Genomic DNA, 17,526 nt, shown 5'->3' on the forward strand with positions numbered 1-17,526 from the left:
CGACAAAGTAGAGCTTCGGTTCTGATTCATCAGAACTGAAGCTCCGGGACGCCTTCTGCTGATGTCGCATAGATCCTTTGTCTGGTTGTGCCTGCTGCCGCTTGCGGTGGTGACGGCGGCGTTTTTCCTGCTCCCGATGGCGCGGCTGGTCGTGACCGGGACGGAGGGCCCACAGGGCGTCGCGGGCTATCTGGCGATCCTGACCGAGCCGCGTTACCGCGCGACCCTGATCAATACGGTCGTGCTGGCGGCTGTGACCACCATTGTGACGCTGATAGTGGCGACGATTGCCGGAATGTTCCTGCAGAGGCATCGCTTCCCCGGCCGCGCCATCCTGATTGCGATGCTGACGTTTCCGCTGGCGTTTCCCGGTGTGGTTATCGGCTTTCTGATTATCCTGCTCGCCGGGCGCCAGGGGCTGATTGGTGATCTTTCCAACCGCATGCTTGGCGAAAAACTGGTCTTTGCCTATTCGATTTATGGGCTGTTCCTCGGCTATCTCTATTTCTCGATCCCGCGCGTCATTCTCACCATCATGGCGGCGGTGCAGAAGCTCGACGTCGGCCTCGAGGAAGCCGCCCGTTCGCTGGGCGCCAGTCCATGGGCGGTCCAACGTGATGTCGTGCTGCCGGCGCTGGCGCCGGCTTTCGTGGCCTCCGGTGCGATTGCCTTTGCGACCGCAATGGGAGCGTTCGGTACGGCGTTTACGCTGGCGACCAACATCGATGTGCTGCCGATGCTGATCTATACCGAGTTCACGCTGGCCGCTAATTTCTCGACGTCAGCCGCGCTATCGGTCGGGCTCGGCATCATCACCTGGTTCATCCTGGCGCTCGCCCGCTCTTTCAGCGGCAGCGCAGTCGCGGCGACCGGATGAGACCATGCGCGATCGTCTGATTTTCACCAGCCAGCTAATTTTCACATTGATCGTCGCCGCATTCCTCGTGGTGCCCGCAATCCTGTCGATTTCCGCTGGCGTCACCGTGAACTATTTTCGCGGAATCCAGTCCGGCGTAACGCTGCAATGGGTCGTCCAGGTCTGGGAGCTCTATGCCGGCACTATCCTGCTGTCATTCGTGATCGCTTTTGCGACCCTCGCCGTGACGCTGGCTGTGGGTGTTCCGGCAGCCTACGCCTTGCAGGTGCGGGGAGGGCGGCTGTCGCGCATCGTCGAGGAGATCATTACCCTGCCGCTGGCGATACCGGGTCTCGCAATCGCCCTGGCTTTGCTGCTCACCTACCAGGGCTTCAGCGACTTCCGTCGTTCATGGCTCTTCATCCTGGTGGGGCATGTGATCTTCACCATGCCGTTTATGGTGCGATCTGTAATGGCGGTGTTCGCAGCGATCGATATCAAGACGCTGGACGAGGGTGCGGCGTCGCTCGGCGCATCACCATGGCGGCGCTTCCGGGACGTGATCGTGCCGAATGCCGTGCCGGGAATACTTGCCGGCAGCCTGATGGTGGTGACACTGTCGCTGGGCGAGTTCAACCTGACCTGGATGCTCCATACGCCACTGACCAAGACGCTGCCCATCGGGCTCGCGGACAGTTACGCCTCGATGCGGCTCGAAGTCGCGTCGGCCTATACGTTGATCTTTTTCGTGATGATCATCCCGCTGCTGGTGGCCATGCAGCTCTTTGCCGAGAAGGAACAGAAGAAATGAGTGCGTCAGTGGGACATGGCGCCTCGGTGCGTATTGAGGCCTGTGGCAAGACGTTTATCGATGGAACCCGCGCGCTCGAACCCGCGACGCTCGATATTGCGCGCGGTGAGACGCTGGTGTTGCTTGGTCCGTCTGGATGCGGAAAGACCACGATGTTGCGTATCATCGCGGGACTAGAATTGCCTGATGCCGGCGGCAGGGTATTATTTGACGGCAAGGACATCACGTCGGTGCCGATCGAACGGCGCAACGTCGGCATGGTGTTCCAGTCCTATGCGCTCTTTCCCAACATGAGCGTAGCTGACAATATCGGCTACGGCCTGAAAATTCGCGGTGTGCCCGCCAAGGAGCGTGCGGCGCGTGTCGCCGAACTGGTCGCGCTAACCAACATTTCCGGGCTTGAGAATCGCCGCATCGATCAGCTTTCCGGAGGGCAGCGCCAACGCGTGGCGCTGGCGCGGGCGGTCGCGATCCGGCCGGGGATCTTGCTGCTTGATGAACCCCTGACGGCGCTCGACGCGGCGCTGCGCGATCGGTTGCGCGGCGAGCTCAACCGCCTGCTACGCGCGCTTGGCATTACCACTATTTATGTGACGCACGATCAGTCTGAAGCCATGGAGCTGGGCGATCGCGTTGTCGTCATGCAAAAGGGCAAGATCGCTCAGATAGGTAACCCGCGCGAGATTTACTTCACGCCGCAAACCCGCTTCGTCGCTGAATTCATTGGCGCCGCGAATATCATCGAGTCGCCGATCGAGAACGGTCATCTTGTATTGCCGGGAGGACGACAGGCGATCGGGGGCGACGCAAACATGCCGGCGGCCGTTACCATGATTCGTCCCGAGACGATCGGCGTCGTCGAGATCGGGAGTGCTCCGCTGTCTGGCGTCATCGACAGCGTCAGCTTCATTGGCGATCGGCAACGCCTGGTCGTCAGCGGCGCATCGAACAAGTTGATTACCATTGACGCTCCCAACACGGTACAAGCCAAAGCCGGCGAGCGGGTCGGACTACTGATTTCGCCGGAAGCCGTCCGTTTGCTGCCATCTGAAAACTGAGGACGCCGATGTCGCCAAAGCCGGTTCGTATTGCCCAAATCTCCGATCTGCATATCAAGCCGCCGGGCTCGCTCGCCTATGGCCGGGTCGACACTGCCAAGGCCCTCGAACGTTGCGTCGCGGCGTTGAACGAATTTCTGCCGGCGCCTGATTTTGTGGTCATTTCGGGAGATCTCGCGGATACGCCGACCGTTGAAGAATATCAGTATCTCGCGCGGCTGCTGACGCCACTGAAGCTGCCGTTTGCCGGCATTCCCGGCAATCACGATTCGCGCGAATTGATGCGCACAGCGTTTTCTTCCGCTCCGTATGCATTGGCGTCAGGACCGCTCAATCAGAGGATTGAAATTGGCGGCCTTGATCTGCTGCTGCTGGATTCAAGCGTACCGGGAAAGCCGCATGGCTCGCTTGAAGAGCCCACGCTGCATTGGCTTGACACAACGCTCTCGGATTCTCCCGGCCGGCCGGCACTCCTGTTCCTTCATCATCCGCCGTTCAAGGCCGGCATCTGGCACATGGATCGCCAGAACCTTCTCAACGCAAGCCAGTTCGAACTTATCGTGCGTCGTCATCCGCGTGTGCAGCTCATCGCCACCGGGCATGTTCACCGTGCCGCTTTGACGATGTTCGCGGGTGTGCCGACCACGATCTGCCCGGCACCCAACCACGCGGTCGATCTCGATCTTGCTGAACTCCGCCAGCCGTCGTTCAAGGTGGAGCCGCCGGCCTTCCACCTTCATACCTGGTTTCCTGGCGAGGACTTCGGCAGCATGGTCACCCATCAGGTGCCGATCGGCACATTTGATGGCCCGCACCCATTTTTCGGGCCCGACGGGAAATTGCTTTAGGTTGCTCTAAGTTAGCCACCGTCCGGCGCCGTTTTCGGCAAATTGTCGCTCCGCCGTCGATAGCCTCCTCACTGCTCGAACAGCCGTCGTCCCCGGCAAGTCGCTTGACGCTTCGGCTCATGCTTCATTTCATTGCAGACCGCATTGCCAAGTTGGATGTAGAGGAGCAATCATTCTCCGGAAGAGGTGGCCCATATCCCAAATGCTGACCGCATGCGGAGAATCCTGAAATGCGCCTGCTCCATTCACTGTTTCCGGTGCTCGTGCTGTTCCTGAGCTGCGATGCAACCGCACAAACGTCCTATCCGGACCGGCCCATCAAGATGATTGTGCCGCTGGCTGCAGCGAGTGCGGTCGATGTTGCGGCGCGGATCGTGACGCAGAAAATGGCCGACAATATCGGCCAGCAATTCGTGATTCTGAACCTGCCCGGGGCCTCGGGGATGATCGGCGCCGAACAGGTCGCGCGGGCTGAACCGGACGGCTACACGATCGGCGGCTTCAACGACAGCGTTATGACCATGGTGCCCAATCTGCAGTCCAGGATGCGTTGGGACATATTGAAGGATTTCGAACCGGTATCGCTGGTTGCTACCGTGGAGTGGGGGCTGGTCGCCAGCAATCGGGCCAGCTTCAATAACGCGGCAGATTTGATCGCAGCCGCAAAAGCAGCACCTGGCAAGATCGATTATAGCTCGGGCGGCCCGGGCAGCCCGCAGCATTTGGCCATGGCAATGTTTGCTTCCGCGGCCGGCATATCGCTGACCCACGTGCCCTATAAGGGCGCGACGCAAGCGGCAACCGATGTCGCCGCGGGCCAGATTCCAGTCGGCTTCCAGGGGCTCGGGACGGTTGCGGCCCTGGTGCGCGGCGGCCGGCTCAAACTGATCGGCGTGACTACCGAGAAAAGACTGGCGCAATTCCCTGACGTGCCGACCGTCTCCGAATCCGGCTTGCCGGGCTTCTTCTTCAACTCATGGTTTGCGATCCTTGCTCCTGCCGGCACGCCGCAAGAGATCATCGCGCGGTTGAACGCCGAGGCCTTGAAGGCGGTCGGTGATCCCGAAGTACGCCGCAAGCTGGAGGAATTGGGATTTGCGGTGCGCGGCAGTTCGTCGGAGGAGCTGCGTGTCATGACGCGCGAGCAACTCGCCAAATATGCGCGCGTGATCAAGGAAATGGGTATCGCGAACGAATAAGCCGCCGGAGAGAAGCGTGGCGGGAGCTTCCGTCTGGCGGTCCATTCTGTGTCGCCATTACGAATGACGGACGCATGCGGCCGGAGGTCTTTGCTCAAAGGTTGACCAGGAGTTGTGTTCTCGAAGGTCAGTTACGCGCCAAAATAGGTGTCTCAACGGCATCTGGCTATTTCCGCCTGACGGGATAGCTCGATGGCCGTACTATCCGATGCGGGTTTCAGGGTTATCGGGGCGTTAAAATGCCTGTGTTGCCTTTGCGTTTCGGCCCCTAAATCGACGCAGTAGGATGCTTTCTGGTTGAAAAGCCAACCGCCGTTGATTACGGAAGAGCTACATCCCGGACAGTTTCTGGAGTTGACTGGCGTGCCTCAACAAAGGACGGGTGAAGCTCAGGGATTTTCAAGCAGCAAACTGTCGGTTTTGCGCAAGCATCCCTATTTTGCCGATCTTGAGCCGGAGGCTTTCGACCAGCTCTGCCGTTACGCCAAACACGTCACGCTGAAGCGGGGAGCGACGATCTTTGCCAAGGGAGATCCCGGCAACAGCCTGTTTGCGGTGATCTCGGGCACGGTGAAGATCAGTATTTCGTCGCCTGATGGCCGCAACGCGATCCTGAACCTGATCGGGGCCGGGGAGATTTTCGGCGAAATCGCGCTGCTGGACGGTTCGGCACGCTCGGCCGATGCAACTGCGAACAGCGCTTGCGAACTCTTCACGATCGACCGGCGCGAATTCATCCCCTTCGTGCGCAGCCAACCCGGGCTCGCGATGAAGTTCATCGAACTGTTGTGTACGCGGATTCGCAGGACCAGCGATCAGGTCGAACAGGTCATCCTGCAGAATCTGCCGGGCAGACTGGCCAGCGCCTTGCTCCGGTTGACCGAGAAGCAAAAGCTTGAGCCGCAGGGTCGAACCATTGTGATTACCCAGCAGGAAATCAGCGAGATGGTCGGCATGACGCGGGAAAGCATCAACAAGCAGTTGCGGGCCTGGGCGGCGCGCGACTGGGTGCGGCTCGAGCACGGCGCGATCGTTGTGTTGAAGGCCGAGCCGCTGCAGACGCTGGCTGACGCCGGGGCGGGAGACGAAGGCGAATAGCGCGCGCGGCCGGCTAACTCGCCGGCGCGTTTCGTGATATTCTCACAGATCGAACACTGCCACGGCGCGGATCGGGGAAGCGGTCCCACCGCGCCACTTCATCGGCAGGCCGATGAAGGTGAACTGGCCTTTACCGAGCAGCGCTTCCAGATTGCACAGGCTCTCGATGTGGGTGATGTCGAGGTCGAGGCAGGCCTTGTGAACGAGCGCATTCACGTCGCCTTCGGGACCCGGCCGCATCGAGTCGATGCCAAAATGCACGACGCCCTGCCGTGCCAGGCATTCGGTCGCGGCGACGTTCACGCCGGAATTATCGCTTGCATATTCCCTGCGCGGGAACGTTCGTTCGTGGTGACCGGTGCAGAGCAGAACGGTGCCGCCTTTCGGGACCGGCAGGCCGGCCTTCCTCGCCGCCATTTCGAGATCGGAGGGCGTAATCTCGGCGCGCGGCGGAATGTGGCGCAGATCGAGGCAGATACCGGGCACGATACATTTCTCCAGCGGATACTGGTCGATCGATATGCCGCTGTTGCCGAAATGCCGTGGCGCGTCGATGTGGGTGCCGGCATGATCGACCATCGAAATGAACATCGATGCGAGTCCGTGAACATTACCGGACTCGGCAAGGGATTCTTCGTGGGTCTTCCAGACACCATGCATCACGGGTGGATGGCCCGGATAACTCGGGGTGCGATGATAGAGCTCTCGGCTGAGGTCGATGATCTTCACGGCAGAATCCTTTAAGAGCTGCTAAGGCGCGCCACCGATGAAGCCGGCGCGCTCGCGTTGTTCTTGTTGCCCGGCGCCGATCAACAAGCCGATCAGCGCCTGCGCCTGGGGAGCGTGGCTGGCTTTCGTGGCGATGCCAGCCGTGTACATGGTGGCGAGTTCGCAGCCGGGTGGCAACGCTCCGGACAGTATGACCCCCCTGGTGCCGAGGATCTCGGTCGATTGCGTGCAGCCGATTGGGCGTCGAGCATCCGATGTCGCCATTTCGCGCATGGCGGTCGCACCGTTCGGGAAAATCCTGAGCCGGGCGGCGACCTCATCGGCGATGCCGAGTTGCGCAAGGACCTTTGCGACGTGAGTCCCGGCGGTCGAGGCCACCATGTCCGGCACGAAGATGGCGTCCGCCGCCAGCAAACAATCGCGTAGGCCGGCAGCATCCTCGACCATAACCTGGTGATCGCCGGCGCGAACGGCGAGGGCGGTCTGTACCAGGCCAACATCGGAGATCGAGGAGGCAACAACCAGCTTCTCCCCGGCAAGCTTGGCCACGATCGCCGCCGTCAAAATGACGATGTCGGCCGGTACGCCCTTGCGCAATTTGTCGGCCATGGCGCCAACCGCGCCAAACTCCCCAGTGATATCAAATCCAGTCTGCGCCTTGAACGCGGGCGAGAGGCTTCCGACCAGCCCCTGTGCCGCGCCGCCGCTCAGGATGTTCAGGCTGCTCACGAGGCCTGCTCCATGGCGGCGATGATGCTGTCGCGCGTGATCGGAAGATGGCGCACACGCACGCCGAGCGCGTCGAACACGGCGTTGGCAATGGCCGCCGTGACCGGGCCATGGGCAGCTTCGCCGGCGCCGACCGGATCGATCTCCGGCCGCTGGATCAATTCGACTTCAACCTCCGGCACCTCGCTGAACCGAAGGATCGGATATTCCGTCCAATTGACGCTGATGACGCGTTGCCGGTCGAAGCGGACGCGTTCTTTCGACACCCAGCTCGTGGCCTGGATCGCGCCGCCTTCGATCTGGTTGATGACACCATCAGGATTGATGGCTTCGCCAACATCGACCGCCAGCGTCAATTTCCGGACGCGTATGTCTTCGTCGCCCTCTATTTCCGCGACCACGGCACAATAGGCGCCGGTGTTCTTGTAGCGCGCAAAAGCGATGCCGTAGCCGATGCCGGGTTGCTTCTCCGGCTTCCAGCCGGCGCGCTTTGCAGCAGCGCGGATTACGTCCTTGGCCCGCTCATCTCGCAAATGGCGCAGCCGGAATGCGACCGGATCTTCGCCGCGCTCGGCGGCGATTTCGTCGAGGAAGGATTCGATCGCGAATACATTGCCCTGCGCGCCGAGCGTCCGCAGCGCGGAGGTGCGGATCGGCATGGTCGTCAGGCGATGGCTTTCGATCTGCCAGGACGGGAAGTCATACAGTGGTACGGCGTTGCGGTCGCCCCCGCCGCCATTGGTCTGCGGCGGATTGGTCGAGATCATCCGGGGAAATGGATTCTCCAGTTCGAATCCCGCCAGCAGTGCCGGCTGCACCGCGCGCCCGGGCCGTGCCGCATGGCCGTTGCTCCAGATGGAATGGCGCCAGTCGATAATTTCGTCCCCTGCGTCGAGATCGGCCTCAATCTCCATCGCCATAGCAGCCCCAAACGGGGCATCCGACATCTCGCCTTGCCGCGACCATTGCACCCGCACCGGCCGGCCGTCGGCGGCCTTGGCGAGCAGAACGGCGTCGAGCGCGACGTCGTCGGCCGCGTTATGCCCATAGCAGCCGGCGCCTTCCAGATGCTCGACCGTGATGTTCTCGGCGGGCAGTCTGAGAACCAGCGCCAGATCGGTGCGCAGGAGATAGACGCCCTGGCTGTGGGTCCAGACGTGGACGCGGTCGCCATTCCACTGCGCCATGGCGCAGGAAGGCGCGATCGAGGCATGCGCAATGTAGGGGCGGGTATATTGCCGCCGGATGGTACGTTTGCTGGCACCGGGCGTCGGTGCAGTTCGCTTGTCGATGACCGTCGTTTCCGATGGCTGAGCTTTCAGAAACGTGGCCAGGTCGCTCTCGTCGGGCAGGGTGTCGCCATCGGACCAGCTCGCGCCCTTGCGCAAGGCTTGCAGCGCTGTTTCCGCGCCATGCTCGGTTTCACAGATGACGCCCGAGAAACTGCCATCGCGCACCACCGCGACGAAGCCGGTCATCGTGCGGACACTGTCATCTTTCAGCCCGGTGAGTTTCGCGCGCGCATTCTCCGGCCGTAACACGCGGCCGTGCAGCATTTTCGGCAATGCCCAATCGTGAATGAAGCGCGCCTTCGCGAATACCTTGTCGGGGATGTCGATCCGCTGCACCGAGTTCCCGGCCAGTGCGCGGCGCGTCGCCGGTTTCGGCTTCACGTCGGGCGTCGCGTCGCGATCGAGCGAGACTTCTTCGGCAAGCTCCCAATAGCTGGTCGTGACATTGCCCGGTCCCGAAATGGTGCCGTCCTCGATACCGAGCGCAGCGACATCGACACCCAGCCGTTCCGATGCCAGCTGAAGAAAGATCTGGCGTGCCTCGGCGCAGGCATGCCGCACCGCGCGTCCGGATTGTTGCACGGAGAGGCTGCCGGAGGTGACGCCCTCGTTGGGACTGCAAGCGGTCGATGCGCGCGCCATTTGCACGCGGGAAATATCGACATCGAGTTCGTCAGCGGCGATCTGCGCCAATGCTGTTACGATGCCTTGCCCGATTTCCACCTTGCCTGGCGAAACCGTCACCTGTCCTTGTACGGAGAATTTCAGCCAGGATGACAGCTTCGGGTTTGCCGCAAGACTGACCGGCAATTTGGGTGAAGGTGGCGCGGACGCTGGCTGCTTCATCCGGCCTCCATCTCGTTCGCTGCGCGCAATACCGCCCGCACCATGCGGTTATGCGAGCCGCAACGGCAGAGGTTGCCGTCGAGCGCCTCCTTCACCTCCCGGCTGGTGGGTGCGGGATTTCGTTTCAGCAGCGCGGCTGCGCTCATGATGATGCCAGAGACGCAATAACCGCATTGCAGCGCCTGCTCGGCGATGAACGCGCGTTGCAATGGATGCGGTCGCTCAGGGCTCCCTAGTCCCTCGAGAGTCGTGATGTCCTTGTCCGCCACCGACCATAGCGGCGTATCGCAGGCGGCCGCGGTGCGATCGCCGATCATGACGTTGCAGGCGCCGCATTCGCCGGCACCGCAGCCGAAATGCGGCCCGATTATTCCGAGTTCCCCACGCAAGATATCCAGTAAAGAGCGGTCTGGATCGGCGTCGACATCCGTCTCGACGCCATTGAGGCGAAATCGAACGCTTGGCATCGTGTCCGGATCCTGGCTGGCGGTTCTTATTGCGGCTTGTCGAATTTCTTGACGACCTCAGCCCATTTCACAATATCGCCGCGCAGGAATTTGTCGAACTCTTCCGGGGTCATCGACATCGGAACCGCACCCTGCTGGGTCCACAGCTTGACGACATCGGGGCGTTTCACCGCCGCGTTCACGGCCGCATTGATTTTGTCGATGATTGCCTTCGGCGTTGCCGCCGGCGCCATCAATCCCAGCCAGATCGTCGCCTCATAGCCGGCAATGCCGGCCTCGATCACCGTCGGCGCATTGGGCAATACGGTCGAGCGTGTCTTGCCGGTGGTGGCCAGCGCGCGGACCTGATTTCCCGTGACATTGGGCGCCATCGCCGGAACCGCGTCGATCATCATCTGCACCTGGCCACCAATGACGCCGCTACGCGCTTCGCCACTGTTGCGGTAAGGGACATGCACGAGATCGATGCCGGCCATGGCTTTGAACAACTCGCCGGCCATGTGATAGGGCGTGCCCTGGCCGGACGATGCATAATTCAGCTTGCCGGGCTGGGATTTGGCCAAAGCAATGAATTCCTGCAGCGTCTTCGCCGGGACGCTTGGGTGGATCACGATCACGAGGTCGGAGGAGTTGACCGGCGCGATTGGCGCGAGATCGCGCATCAGTTCATATTTGCGCTGCGGCACCAGCGATTCATTCGCGGTCTGGGTATTTGACATCATCAGCAGCGTGTAGCCGTCGGGTGGTGATTTGACCGCTTCCTGCGTACCGATGACGCCACCGGCGCCGGTGCGGTTTTCGATCACGAAGGGTTGGCCGAAGCTTTCCTGCAGGATGCTGCCGATCTGGCGGGCGGTGACATCGGCAGGGCCACCGGCACCGAACGGGACGATCACCCGGACCGGTCGGGAGGGAAAGTCCTGCGCCAGGCCCGTTGTCGCAAGAGCCTGCGCGGCGAAAAGCGTTGCCGCCAGCGCAAGCGCCCATCTCAAGCGCACCATTTCAACCTCCCGAATCCAGCCTTGTTCTGCTTGGCCTGTTGCCGGCCCAATCTGGCTTCAGGGCAAGTCTAGCGATCCGCGCGGTGATCGCCAGTCCCTTCAGATGCGACGTCCGTACTGGCTTGCTTGACCCCAGCCCCATTCCGGAAGTGCCATTGTCCTATTTGAAGTGCCCTTGTTCTATTTGACGGATTGCATCAATCAAGCCGCAACCATCTGCATGGTCGACGCGACGCCTGCGATGGCCAACGCAAATAGAATCATTGAGAGTGGGAGAACAGGTTACTGATCCTGGACGCTGCCGCGAGGAGTTTGACATGAAGTACCCCTGCATCGCTGTTGCGGCACTTTTGCTCGCCAACAGTAGCACCGTCACAAATGCCCAGACCCTTCCGGCCTATATGGCGCCGATCTCGGGTAAGTCAGCTGCAGCCGCCTCGGATATCGCGACCAAGGATATGCTGGCGCTCAACACCGGCATGTTCGAACTTTATGGCGATGCAGCAAAGGTCTTCCAGAAGAACATCCTGGGCAAGCATCCGGTGATCCTTGGCCTGTTCTCCGGCGCCGGCGGACGGATGATCCTTTACCGGCCGGGAATGGCGCCAATGGACGCGCCGCAGGTGCCGATCGTCTATCAACTGCTCAAGTCGGTCGGGCACAGTACGATGGCGCTGGCCCAGGTTGTTGGCCCCTATATCGATAATCCCGATGACAAATCCTGGCGCGGCTCGATGCTCGCCTATCGCAGCCGCATGCAATCGGCGCTCGACGGCCTCGACGCCACGCCGATGGAACCCGGCTGGCGCGACAACAACCGGACCATCCTGCAGAACAACCTTGCGTTCATGGATGAGTGCCTTGCCAAGGGCGTTGTTCCCTTTGCCACGCTCGAAGCCTTCGGCAAGAAGCAGGCGCCGTATCTGGCGAAGAACGTGACATGGGCTGCTCAGACCCAGGTCGGACACTGGATGACGGTGTTGGCTGACTGGAAGAAGCAACTTGGCGCCGACTGGGACAAGACCTATGCGGCGAGCAACACGATCTATGTAGCGCGCCAGAACAACGTCTTGTTTAGCGTGCTCGCGCAATTCTTTGGCCCCGATGCCATCAATAACCGCCTGCTGTTGATCGAGACGATTTCCTTCACGACGTCGCCGGCGGAAATGCTGGAATCGTTGACCCGCATCATCGCCGACCGTTCAGTCGGTTCGCTATTCTTCGGCAATTACCATCTGATGGACTTTGAATTGATGGGGGGCGATGCGCGTGTCGCGATCACGGCCGAGACCACCAAACGCGGCATGACGACGTTCCTGCCGCCGGCGGTTCCGTTCGGCTCAAAGCAATGGCCGGCGTTGGTGACGTCTGGGCCGGGCCCGGCGTCGATCGCCGATCTGAAGTAGTTTCGCAGGACATGCGCAGCCGGTTTGAGAACCAGCTGCCATCCTCTATTGTTTTACGGCGAATCAATTTGCATCCGTCGTCAGAACCCTTCGTGTGCGTCGACTATTGCTGCTTCGATATGCGGATGACAGCCTGGAGCGTTTTCCAGCGAAGTGGATACCGGTTCGCGTGAAGAAAACGCGTCAAATCAAGAATCTGGAGCCTGTTTCGATTCTATCGGAACGGAAAAGGCTCTAGACCAACAGGTGGAAGCATGCGGCCCTCGCGGCGCGAGTTTGTGAAGTGGGTGTCGGCGAGCGGCATCGCCCTTAGCCTGTCGCGGCTGAGTGCGGCGGAGGCAGCGGGATTGCCGCCACGCGCAGTGCTTCCGGGACGCCAAGGCTGGAACCCGGCGGCCAATGGCCTTGGCCGTGTTGACGGCGTCGCAAAAGTCACCGGCGCAAAACTCTATGCGTCTGATTTCCGCGCATCCGATCTGCCGGGCTGGCCGCAAAACACCTCGCACGCGATCCTTGTTCGCGCGCCCGACGCCGCGCGTGTCTATACTGGAATGGACCTGGCGCGGCTGAGCGGCGCGCTCAAGCCGTCGGTGGTGGTGACTGCAGCCGAACTCGCCAAGATCGGCACCCGGGTTCCTGCATTCTATACCGGCGACCTGTTCTGTCCGGTCGGCAAGACGCCGATCTATCTGGGGCAGCCGGTCGCGCTGTTGATCTTCGAGACCTTTGACGCCTTCGACCAGGCCCGGCTGGCGTTGCGTGACGGGACGTTCGTCAAGTTCGGCGAGGAAACCGGCCCGGTCGCGATGCCGGGTTACGGCGCCTATCGCTTCACGCGCGTGGCCGGTGCAACACCCGATGCGCCCGATGTCTATTCGCCGATCCTGGCCGGCTGGGTCAGCCCGGGACGCTCCCAGAATTCGCCGCTCCCGGTGTGGTCGCCGCTCGCAAAGGACACGCCGGCGCCGTACTCCAGGGCCGCGGTCCATGGCGAACAGATCCGCAGCGAACTCGCGGCAAACAATCCGAACCTGCTGGTGCTGGACCGCGAGTTCGACACCCAATCCGTCGATCCGATGTTTCTCGAACCGGAAGCCGGTCTCGCGTGGTACAACAACAAGAGCGAAAGCCTTGAACTCGTTCTCGGGGTCCAGTCCCCCTACGAGGCTGCGGAATCGATTGAGTATCTGCTGGGCAAGGCCCAGGCGCCGTTCAAGCCGGCGCGCATCAATGCCCAGTTCACGTATGTCGGCGGTGGCTTCGGAGGCCGCGACCACACCCCCTTCATATTCTACGTGGCGCTGGCAGCGATGTTCTTTCCCGGCCGTCCGGTCAGGCTGGCACACGATCGCTATCAGCAGTTCCAAGCCGGCATCAAGCGCCATGCCTTCAAGATGCGATCCCGGATCGGCGTCGACCGGGCGACAGGCAAGATTCAGGCATTTGCCGCGGACCATGTCCTTGACGGCGGTGGCCTCGCCAATCTTTCGGGCCAGGTCGCAACCGTTGCTGCGACCGCGGCCATTGGCATCTACGACATTCCGAAGGTCGACGTGACCACGGTCGCTCTGCATTCGCGCGGCGTCACGGCCGGATCGATGCGGTGCTACGGGACGCTGCAGGCGATGACAGCGCTGGAGGTCCTCGTTGACGAGGTGGCAACGGCTCTGCCGCTCGATCCGATCGAGTTTCGGCGCCGCAACGCGCTGAAGCAAAACGGCCGGACCATGTGCGGCAATCGCTACAGCGTCTCGGTTCGTACGCCGGAAATTCTCGACAAACTCGAGAGGCATCCGATCTGGCAACAGCGCGCGCAGCAAAAATCGGCCGCGCAGCCGGGCATTCTCGTTGGCACCGGCGTCGCCTGCGTGACCAAGGACTACGGCACCGGCGCCGATTGTTCGCTGGGGCGAGTCGAGCTCTCGGCGGAGGGTAAAGTCACGATCTATTGCGACCATGTCGAGATGGGCAACGGTATCGGCACCGCACTGGCTAATCGGGTCGCGATCTATCTCGGCGCGGTCGCTGACGAAGTGTCGGTCGCGCGCGTCGATAGCTACGACGTTCTCGGATTGATCACGTCGGGCGATTCCTACACGATGGATCAGAAGACGCAGGATCGGGCGGAGAAGGACCCGCGGTGGGTGCCCGCGATCAGTTCGGCGACCAGCGCCTCGATCGGGGCGCATGTCGGCACCCATTCGGCCGGAGAGGCGGCACGCGTGATCTTCCGCTTCGGCCTGTGGCCGGCGGCGCTTGAGCTGTGGAGCATTGCCCCGAACGATCCACGCGCCAGGGACTGGGCAAAGGCGCAGTGGAAAGACGGGCAGCTTTCGATGCCTGGTCTTGCGCCGCTGCCGTTGCCGATGCTGGCCGCGAAAGCGCATGCACGCAATCTGGTGACCGGCGCAGTGGCACACGGCTTTTCCCGTTGGGAATGGTCGCGCGCGCGCTTTCCAATCGCCGGCGAGCAATACCGCGCCGAGATCGATGCTTTGGCTGTCCGCAACGGTAATGGCAAATTTTCCCGCATCGACCGCGTCAGCGTCAGATTCCCGCCAACCGTCAACAACCAGTCCGGTAACACTTACACGTCGATGTGCGGATCGCTGGTCCGCGTCGAAATTGAGCGCGCCACCGGCGTGCTGCGGATTGCCAAGGCCTACAGCGTATTTGAATGCGGCCGCGCATTGGTGCCGGAAGTGGTGCTGGGCCAGGCGCAAGGCGGCTTTGCCATGGCTGTCGGCTATGCGCTGCTGGAGAACCTGCCACCTTACGAGGGTGGTCCCGGCAACGGCCAGTGGAATCTCGGACAGTATCTCGTCGCACGCGGATCGGACCTGCCATTGCACGACCTCGAGATCGAGAGGTTGCCGCCGCTGACGCCGGACGAGCCGCCAAAGGGCATCGCGGAAGTCGTGATGATCCCGGTGGTGCCGGCGATCCTGAACGCCATCTTCGACGCTACCGGCCGCCGCTTCCAGTCCCTGCCCGTGACCACCAGCCTGCTCAAGGGAGTCCTCGCGTGACTAAATTGAGCATCACGATTAATGGCCGAGCGCACGGACCGATGGACGTGCGCGACGATCTCTCGATGAACGATTTTTTGCGTGAGTATCTCGGCATGACCGGCACCAAGTTCGGCTGCGGTGCCGCGCAGTGCCTGAGCTGCGCTGTTATCGTCGATAACCCAGACGGAACAAGTTCCACCAGCCCGACCTGCGTCGTGTCAGCGGCAAGTTTCGATGGCAAGGCCATCCGTACCGTCGAGGGGCATGCGAAGAATGGCGAACTCACGGCGCTGCAGAGGGCATTCATCGAACATTTCTCGTTCCAGTGCGGCTATTGCACGCCCGGCTTCCTGAACGAGGGTCAGGTGCTGCTGGAGCGTCTGGCGAAGGCGCCGGTCGCGCGCGCGGAACTCGAAAAAACCATCGCGGAAGCGCTCGACGGACATCTCTGCCGCTGCACCGGCTATGTCAAATATCACGAAGCGGTGCGCGACGTGATCCTGGCGGACTCCAAGCGCTATCTCGTGGCGAACCAATGAACGGGCGTGAGGGGAAGGCCGCATGAAATCGGAACTGCGGTTTCAGCTTCTCGTCTCCATCGTCACGGTGGCAACGAGCGTGTTTGCTGGCTACGCGGTTTCCGAGACCATGCCGCAGAGCCTTGCAAGTCCCGAAAGCTTTGCATCGATTGCCGATACGGACGCGCGATCGGCGGCGATGTTCACTGAACTTGGCAAGGTGCTCACCCATCCGCGCTGCACCAACTGCCATCCGGCCACCGACCGTCCGCGGCAAGGCGATGACAGCCGGCTGCACCAGCCGCCAGTCGCGCGCGGCATCGACGGCCATGGCCTTCCGGCGATGCGCTGTTCGATCTGTCATCAGAATGCGAACTTCGAACCCGGCCGCATGCCGGGCCATCCGGAATGGCATCTCGCACCGCGCGAAATGGCGTGGGAGGGCAAGACGGTTGCCGAGATTTGCAGGCAGCTCAAGGATCCCGCCCGCAACGGCGGTCGCAAGCCCGAGGACCTGATCCATCACATCAGCGAAGACACCCTGGTCGGCTGGGCCTGGGCTCCCGGCGTTGGCCGCAGCCCCGCACCCGGTACGCAAAAGCAGGCCGGCGCGCTGGTTGAAGCCTGGGTGAAGTCAGGCGCGGCCTGTCCTGCGCAGTAATCGCGGCCGCTAGGGCGTGGACTCGCTAACGCGCAACCATAGCCGGATTGACGCAAGCTCCCGCGCTGGCGCCCTTTTGGTCGCTATACCCCTGAAAGCGGACTCGTTATGCTCACTTCGAGTTCTTCCGCTTCTGGACCCGAAGCTGACATAAGCGGGAGATTTCGCTGCTACGCACAAGCTTAAAGGCGAGCGCCCCGGTTAAATCGGAATAGTTTTGTGATGGCCGTCACATACCGACGTGAGATGTGTCGCTAAACGTGGGCAACACCAGCCCGGATGATCGCGCTGGTAAAAATCAAACGGAGATTATGATGACCAATGACGCGAGCGAAGTTCTGAATGTGCGCGAGCTTGATGCGGTGTCTGGCGGCTTCATCCATCTTCCTTTACTTGCCTACAAAGTGGCGTCCGCCAGCAAAGGCGGCGAAGGAACGGGTGGTGGTATGAACGACCCGGCCCAAATGTTTCAACAAATTATGCAGCAATTGACGCAGGGGCAGTAAGTGCAGCCAAGGCCGCCATTGAAATCTGGCTCGAGAACAGGCGAGTTGGATTGATCCCGCGAGACGAGTAAGGTCGCCTCAGTTGGCTCTTTTTCATTCCGGCCCCACGTCGCCTGTTGGCACCTTTGAGACATGCCGACCGACCGTGACATGTCCGCTCTCAGGGGGAGACCCGAAGTCGTCGGCCAACGACAAAAGCGACGCAAATGACCCGCTGCGGAAGTCGCCGTTGAAAATGGCGCCGATGCCCAGTGTGTGGCTCTCAGCTGCGCTTGCCGTCCGACAGCTGGAGATACTTCGGCGTGGACTCCGCCACGCGCGCAAGTTCCTTACGCCGGAACAGCGTCACGATGCGCCTTGCCATCCGACAGGCCGCCGCGCCTAACCTCCTGTACGGTGCGCGGTCGAGGTGCACAGACAGGGCGCAGCGTCCGCGAGAATCTGCTGAGTGAACGGAAGGCTTAACTGAGCATTGCGCAAAAGGCTTACT

Annotated in this window: 16 protein-coding genes; 11 read left to right on the forward strand and 5 right to left on the reverse strand. The window is 61.6% G+C overall.

The genetic code is table 11. The features are described 5' to 3' along the window. Positions 1 to 61 precede the first annotated feature (61 nt). The 6 genes from ACSQ84_RS13875 (at position 62) to ACSQ84_RS13900 (ending at position 5,870) form a co-directional block, all read left to right on the forward strand. Positions 62 to 877, forward strand: a complete 816-nt coding sequence (locus ACSQ84_RS13875) for an ABC transporter permease (protein ID WP_436212200.1) — start codon at positions 62 to 64, stop codon at positions 875 to 877. Positions 878 to 881: 4 nt separating this feature from the next. Then, positions 882 to 1,667: an ABC transporter permease gene (locus tag ACSQ84_RS13880; protein ID WP_436212201.1), complete on the forward strand. Its 786-nt coding sequence runs from the start codon at positions 882 to 884 to the stop codon at positions 1,665 to 1,667. Continuing rightward, positions 1,664 to 2,725, forward strand: a complete 1,062-nt coding sequence (locus ACSQ84_RS13885; protein WP_436212202.1) for an ABC transporter ATP-binding protein — start codon at positions 1,664 to 1,666, stop codon at positions 2,723 to 2,725. The genes ACSQ84_RS13880 and ACSQ84_RS13885 overlap by 4 nt, the downstream gene beginning before the upstream one ends. Positions 2,726 to 2,733: 8 nt before the next feature. Beyond that, positions 2,734 to 3,573, forward strand: coding sequence for a phosphodiesterase (locus tag ACSQ84_RS13890; RefSeq protein ID WP_436212203.1), 840 nt, complete (start codon positions 2,734 to 2,736; stop codon positions 3,571 to 3,573). 230 nt (positions 3,574 to 3,803) lie between these two features. Continuing rightward, positions 3,804 to 4,772 (forward strand): Bug family tripartite tricarboxylate transporter substrate binding protein, encoded by a 969-nt coding sequence (locus tag ACSQ84_RS13895; RefSeq protein WP_436212204.1) that lies wholly within the window; start codon positions 3,804 to 3,806, stop codon positions 4,770 to 4,772. Between the two features lie 363 nt (positions 4,773 to 5,135). Beyond that, a complete protein-coding gene (locus ACSQ84_RS13900; protein ID WP_436212205.1) occupies positions 5,136 to 5,870 on the forward strand; it encodes a Crp/Fnr family transcriptional regulator in 735 nt (244 codons plus the stop codon). A 42-nt stretch (positions 5,871 to 5,912) separates the two neighbouring features. Here ACSQ84_RS13900 and ACSQ84_RS13905 read toward each other — a convergent pair whose 3' ends face one another. Genes ACSQ84_RS13905 through ACSQ84_RS13925 form a run of 5 tightly spaced genes read right to left on the reverse strand, consistent with a single transcriptional unit; the run spans position 5,913 to position 10,934 of the window. Then, positions 5,913 to 6,599 carry a cyclase family protein gene (locus ACSQ84_RS13905; RefSeq protein ID WP_436212206.1) on the reverse strand — a complete coding sequence of 229 codons (687 nt, stop codon included), beginning with the start codon at positions 6,597 to 6,599 and terminating at the stop codon, positions 5,913 to 5,915. Positions 6,600 to 6,620: 21 nt separating this feature from the next. Next, entirely contained in the window at positions 6,621 to 7,328 is a 708-nt protein-coding gene (locus ACSQ84_RS13910; protein ID WP_436212207.1) for a molybdate ABC transporter substrate-binding protein, read from the reverse strand. Continuing rightward, positions 7,325 to 9,466 (reverse strand): molybdopterin cofactor-binding domain-containing protein, encoded by a 2,142-nt coding sequence (locus tag ACSQ84_RS13915; RefSeq protein WP_436212208.1) that lies wholly within the window; start codon positions 9,464 to 9,466, stop codon positions 7,325 to 7,327. The genes ACSQ84_RS13910 and ACSQ84_RS13915 overlap by 4 nt, the downstream gene beginning before the upstream one ends. Then, positions 9,463 to 9,933 (reverse strand): (2Fe-2S)-binding protein, encoded by a 471-nt coding sequence (locus ACSQ84_RS13920; protein WP_436212209.1) that lies wholly within the window; start codon positions 9,931 to 9,933, stop codon positions 9,463 to 9,465. The genes ACSQ84_RS13915 and ACSQ84_RS13920 overlap by 4 nt, the downstream gene beginning before the upstream one ends. Positions 9,934 to 9,959: 26 nt before the next feature. Continuing rightward, entirely contained in the window at positions 9,960 to 10,934 is a 975-nt protein-coding gene (locus ACSQ84_RS13925) for a tripartite tricarboxylate transporter substrate binding protein (protein ID WP_436212210.1), read from the reverse strand. A 317-nt stretch (positions 10,935 to 11,251) separates the two neighbouring features. On the opposite strand from ACSQ84_RS13925, the gene ACSQ84_RS13930 reads away from it, so the two are divergent. The 5 genes from ACSQ84_RS13930 (at position 11,252) to ACSQ84_RS13950 (ending at position 17,036) form a co-directional block, all read left to right on the forward strand. Then, a complete protein-coding gene (locus ACSQ84_RS13930; protein WP_436212211.1) occupies positions 11,252 to 12,340 on the forward strand; it encodes a hypothetical protein in 1,089 nt (362 codons plus the stop codon). 254 nt (positions 12,341 to 12,594) lie between these two features. After that, entirely contained in the window at positions 12,595 to 15,369 is a 2,775-nt protein-coding gene (locus tag ACSQ84_RS13935; RefSeq protein ID WP_436212212.1) for a xanthine dehydrogenase family protein molybdopterin-binding subunit, read from the forward strand. Next, positions 15,366 to 15,890, forward strand: a complete 525-nt coding sequence (locus ACSQ84_RS13940; protein ID WP_436212213.1) for a (2Fe-2S)-binding protein — start codon at positions 15,366 to 15,368, stop codon at positions 15,888 to 15,890. Before ACSQ84_RS13935 ends, ACSQ84_RS13940 begins: the two co-directional genes overlap by 4 nt. A gap of 22 nt (positions 15,891 to 15,912) precedes the next feature. Next, on the forward strand, positions 15,913 to 16,530 hold the full coding sequence (locus ACSQ84_RS13945) for an Isoquinoline 1-oxidoreductase subunit (protein WP_436212214.1): 618 nt from the start codon (positions 15,913 to 15,915) through the stop codon (positions 16,528 to 16,530). A gap of 314 nt (positions 16,531 to 16,844) precedes the next feature. Next, the gene (locus ACSQ84_RS13950) at positions 16,845 to 17,036 is read left to right on the forward strand and encodes a hypothetical protein (protein ID WP_436212215.1); all 192 of its coding nucleotides are present in this window, start codon (positions 16,845 to 16,847) and stop codon (positions 17,034 to 17,036) included. Positions 17,037 to 17,526 lie beyond the last annotated feature (490 nt).

The sequence above is a fragment of the Bradyrhizobium sp. LjRoot220 genome (genome assembly GCF_964252915.1).
In the GTDB taxonomy this organism is placed as follows: Bacteria; Pseudomonadota; Alphaproteobacteria; order Rhizobiales; family Xanthobacteraceae; genus Bradyrhizobium.

Coding starts and splice junctions, on each gene's coding strand:
- ACSQ84_RS13875 (WP_436212200.1), top strand. CDS start 62: ATGTCGCATAGATCCTTTGTCTGGTTGTGCCTGCTGCCGCTTGCGGTG.
- ACSQ84_RS13880 (WP_436212201.1), top strand. CDS start 882: ATGCGCGATCGTCTGATTTTCACCAGCCAGCTAATTTTCACATTGATC.
- ACSQ84_RS13885 (WP_436212202.1), top strand. CDS start 1,664: ATGAGTGCGTCAGTGGGACATGGCGCCTCGGTGCGTATTGAGGCCTGT.
- ACSQ84_RS13890 (WP_436212203.1), top strand. CDS start 2,734: ATGTCGCCAAAGCCGGTTCGTATTGCCCAAATCTCCGATCTGCATATC.
- ACSQ84_RS13895 (WP_436212204.1), top strand. CDS start 3,804: ATGCGCCTGCTCCATTCACTGTTTCCGGTGCTCGTGCTGTTCCTGAGC.
- ACSQ84_RS13915 (WP_436212208.1), bottom strand. CDS start 9,466: ATGAAGCAGCCAGCGTCCGCGCCACCTTCACCCAAATTGCCGGTCAGT.
- ACSQ84_RS13920 (WP_436212209.1), bottom strand. CDS start 9,933: ATGCCAAGCGTTCGATTTCGCCTCAATGGCGTCGAGACGGATGTCGAC.
- ACSQ84_RS13925 (WP_436212210.1), bottom strand. CDS start 10,934: ATGGTGCGCTTGAGATGGGCGCTTGCGCTGGCGGCAACGCTTTTCGCC.
- ACSQ84_RS13930 (WP_436212211.1), top strand. CDS start 11,252: ATGAAGTACCCCTGCATCGCTGTTGCGGCACTTTTGCTCGCCAACAGT.
- ACSQ84_RS13935 (WP_436212212.1), top strand. CDS start 12,595: ATGCGGCCCTCGCGGCGCGAGTTTGTGAAGTGGGTGTCGGCGAGCGGC.
- ACSQ84_RS13945 (WP_436212214.1), top strand. CDS start 15,913: ATGAAATCGGAACTGCGGTTTCAGCTTCTCGTCTCCATCGTCACGGTG.
- ACSQ84_RS13950 (WP_436212215.1), top strand. CDS start 16,845: ATGACCAATGACGCGAGCGAAGTTCTGAATGTGCGCGAGCTTGATGCG.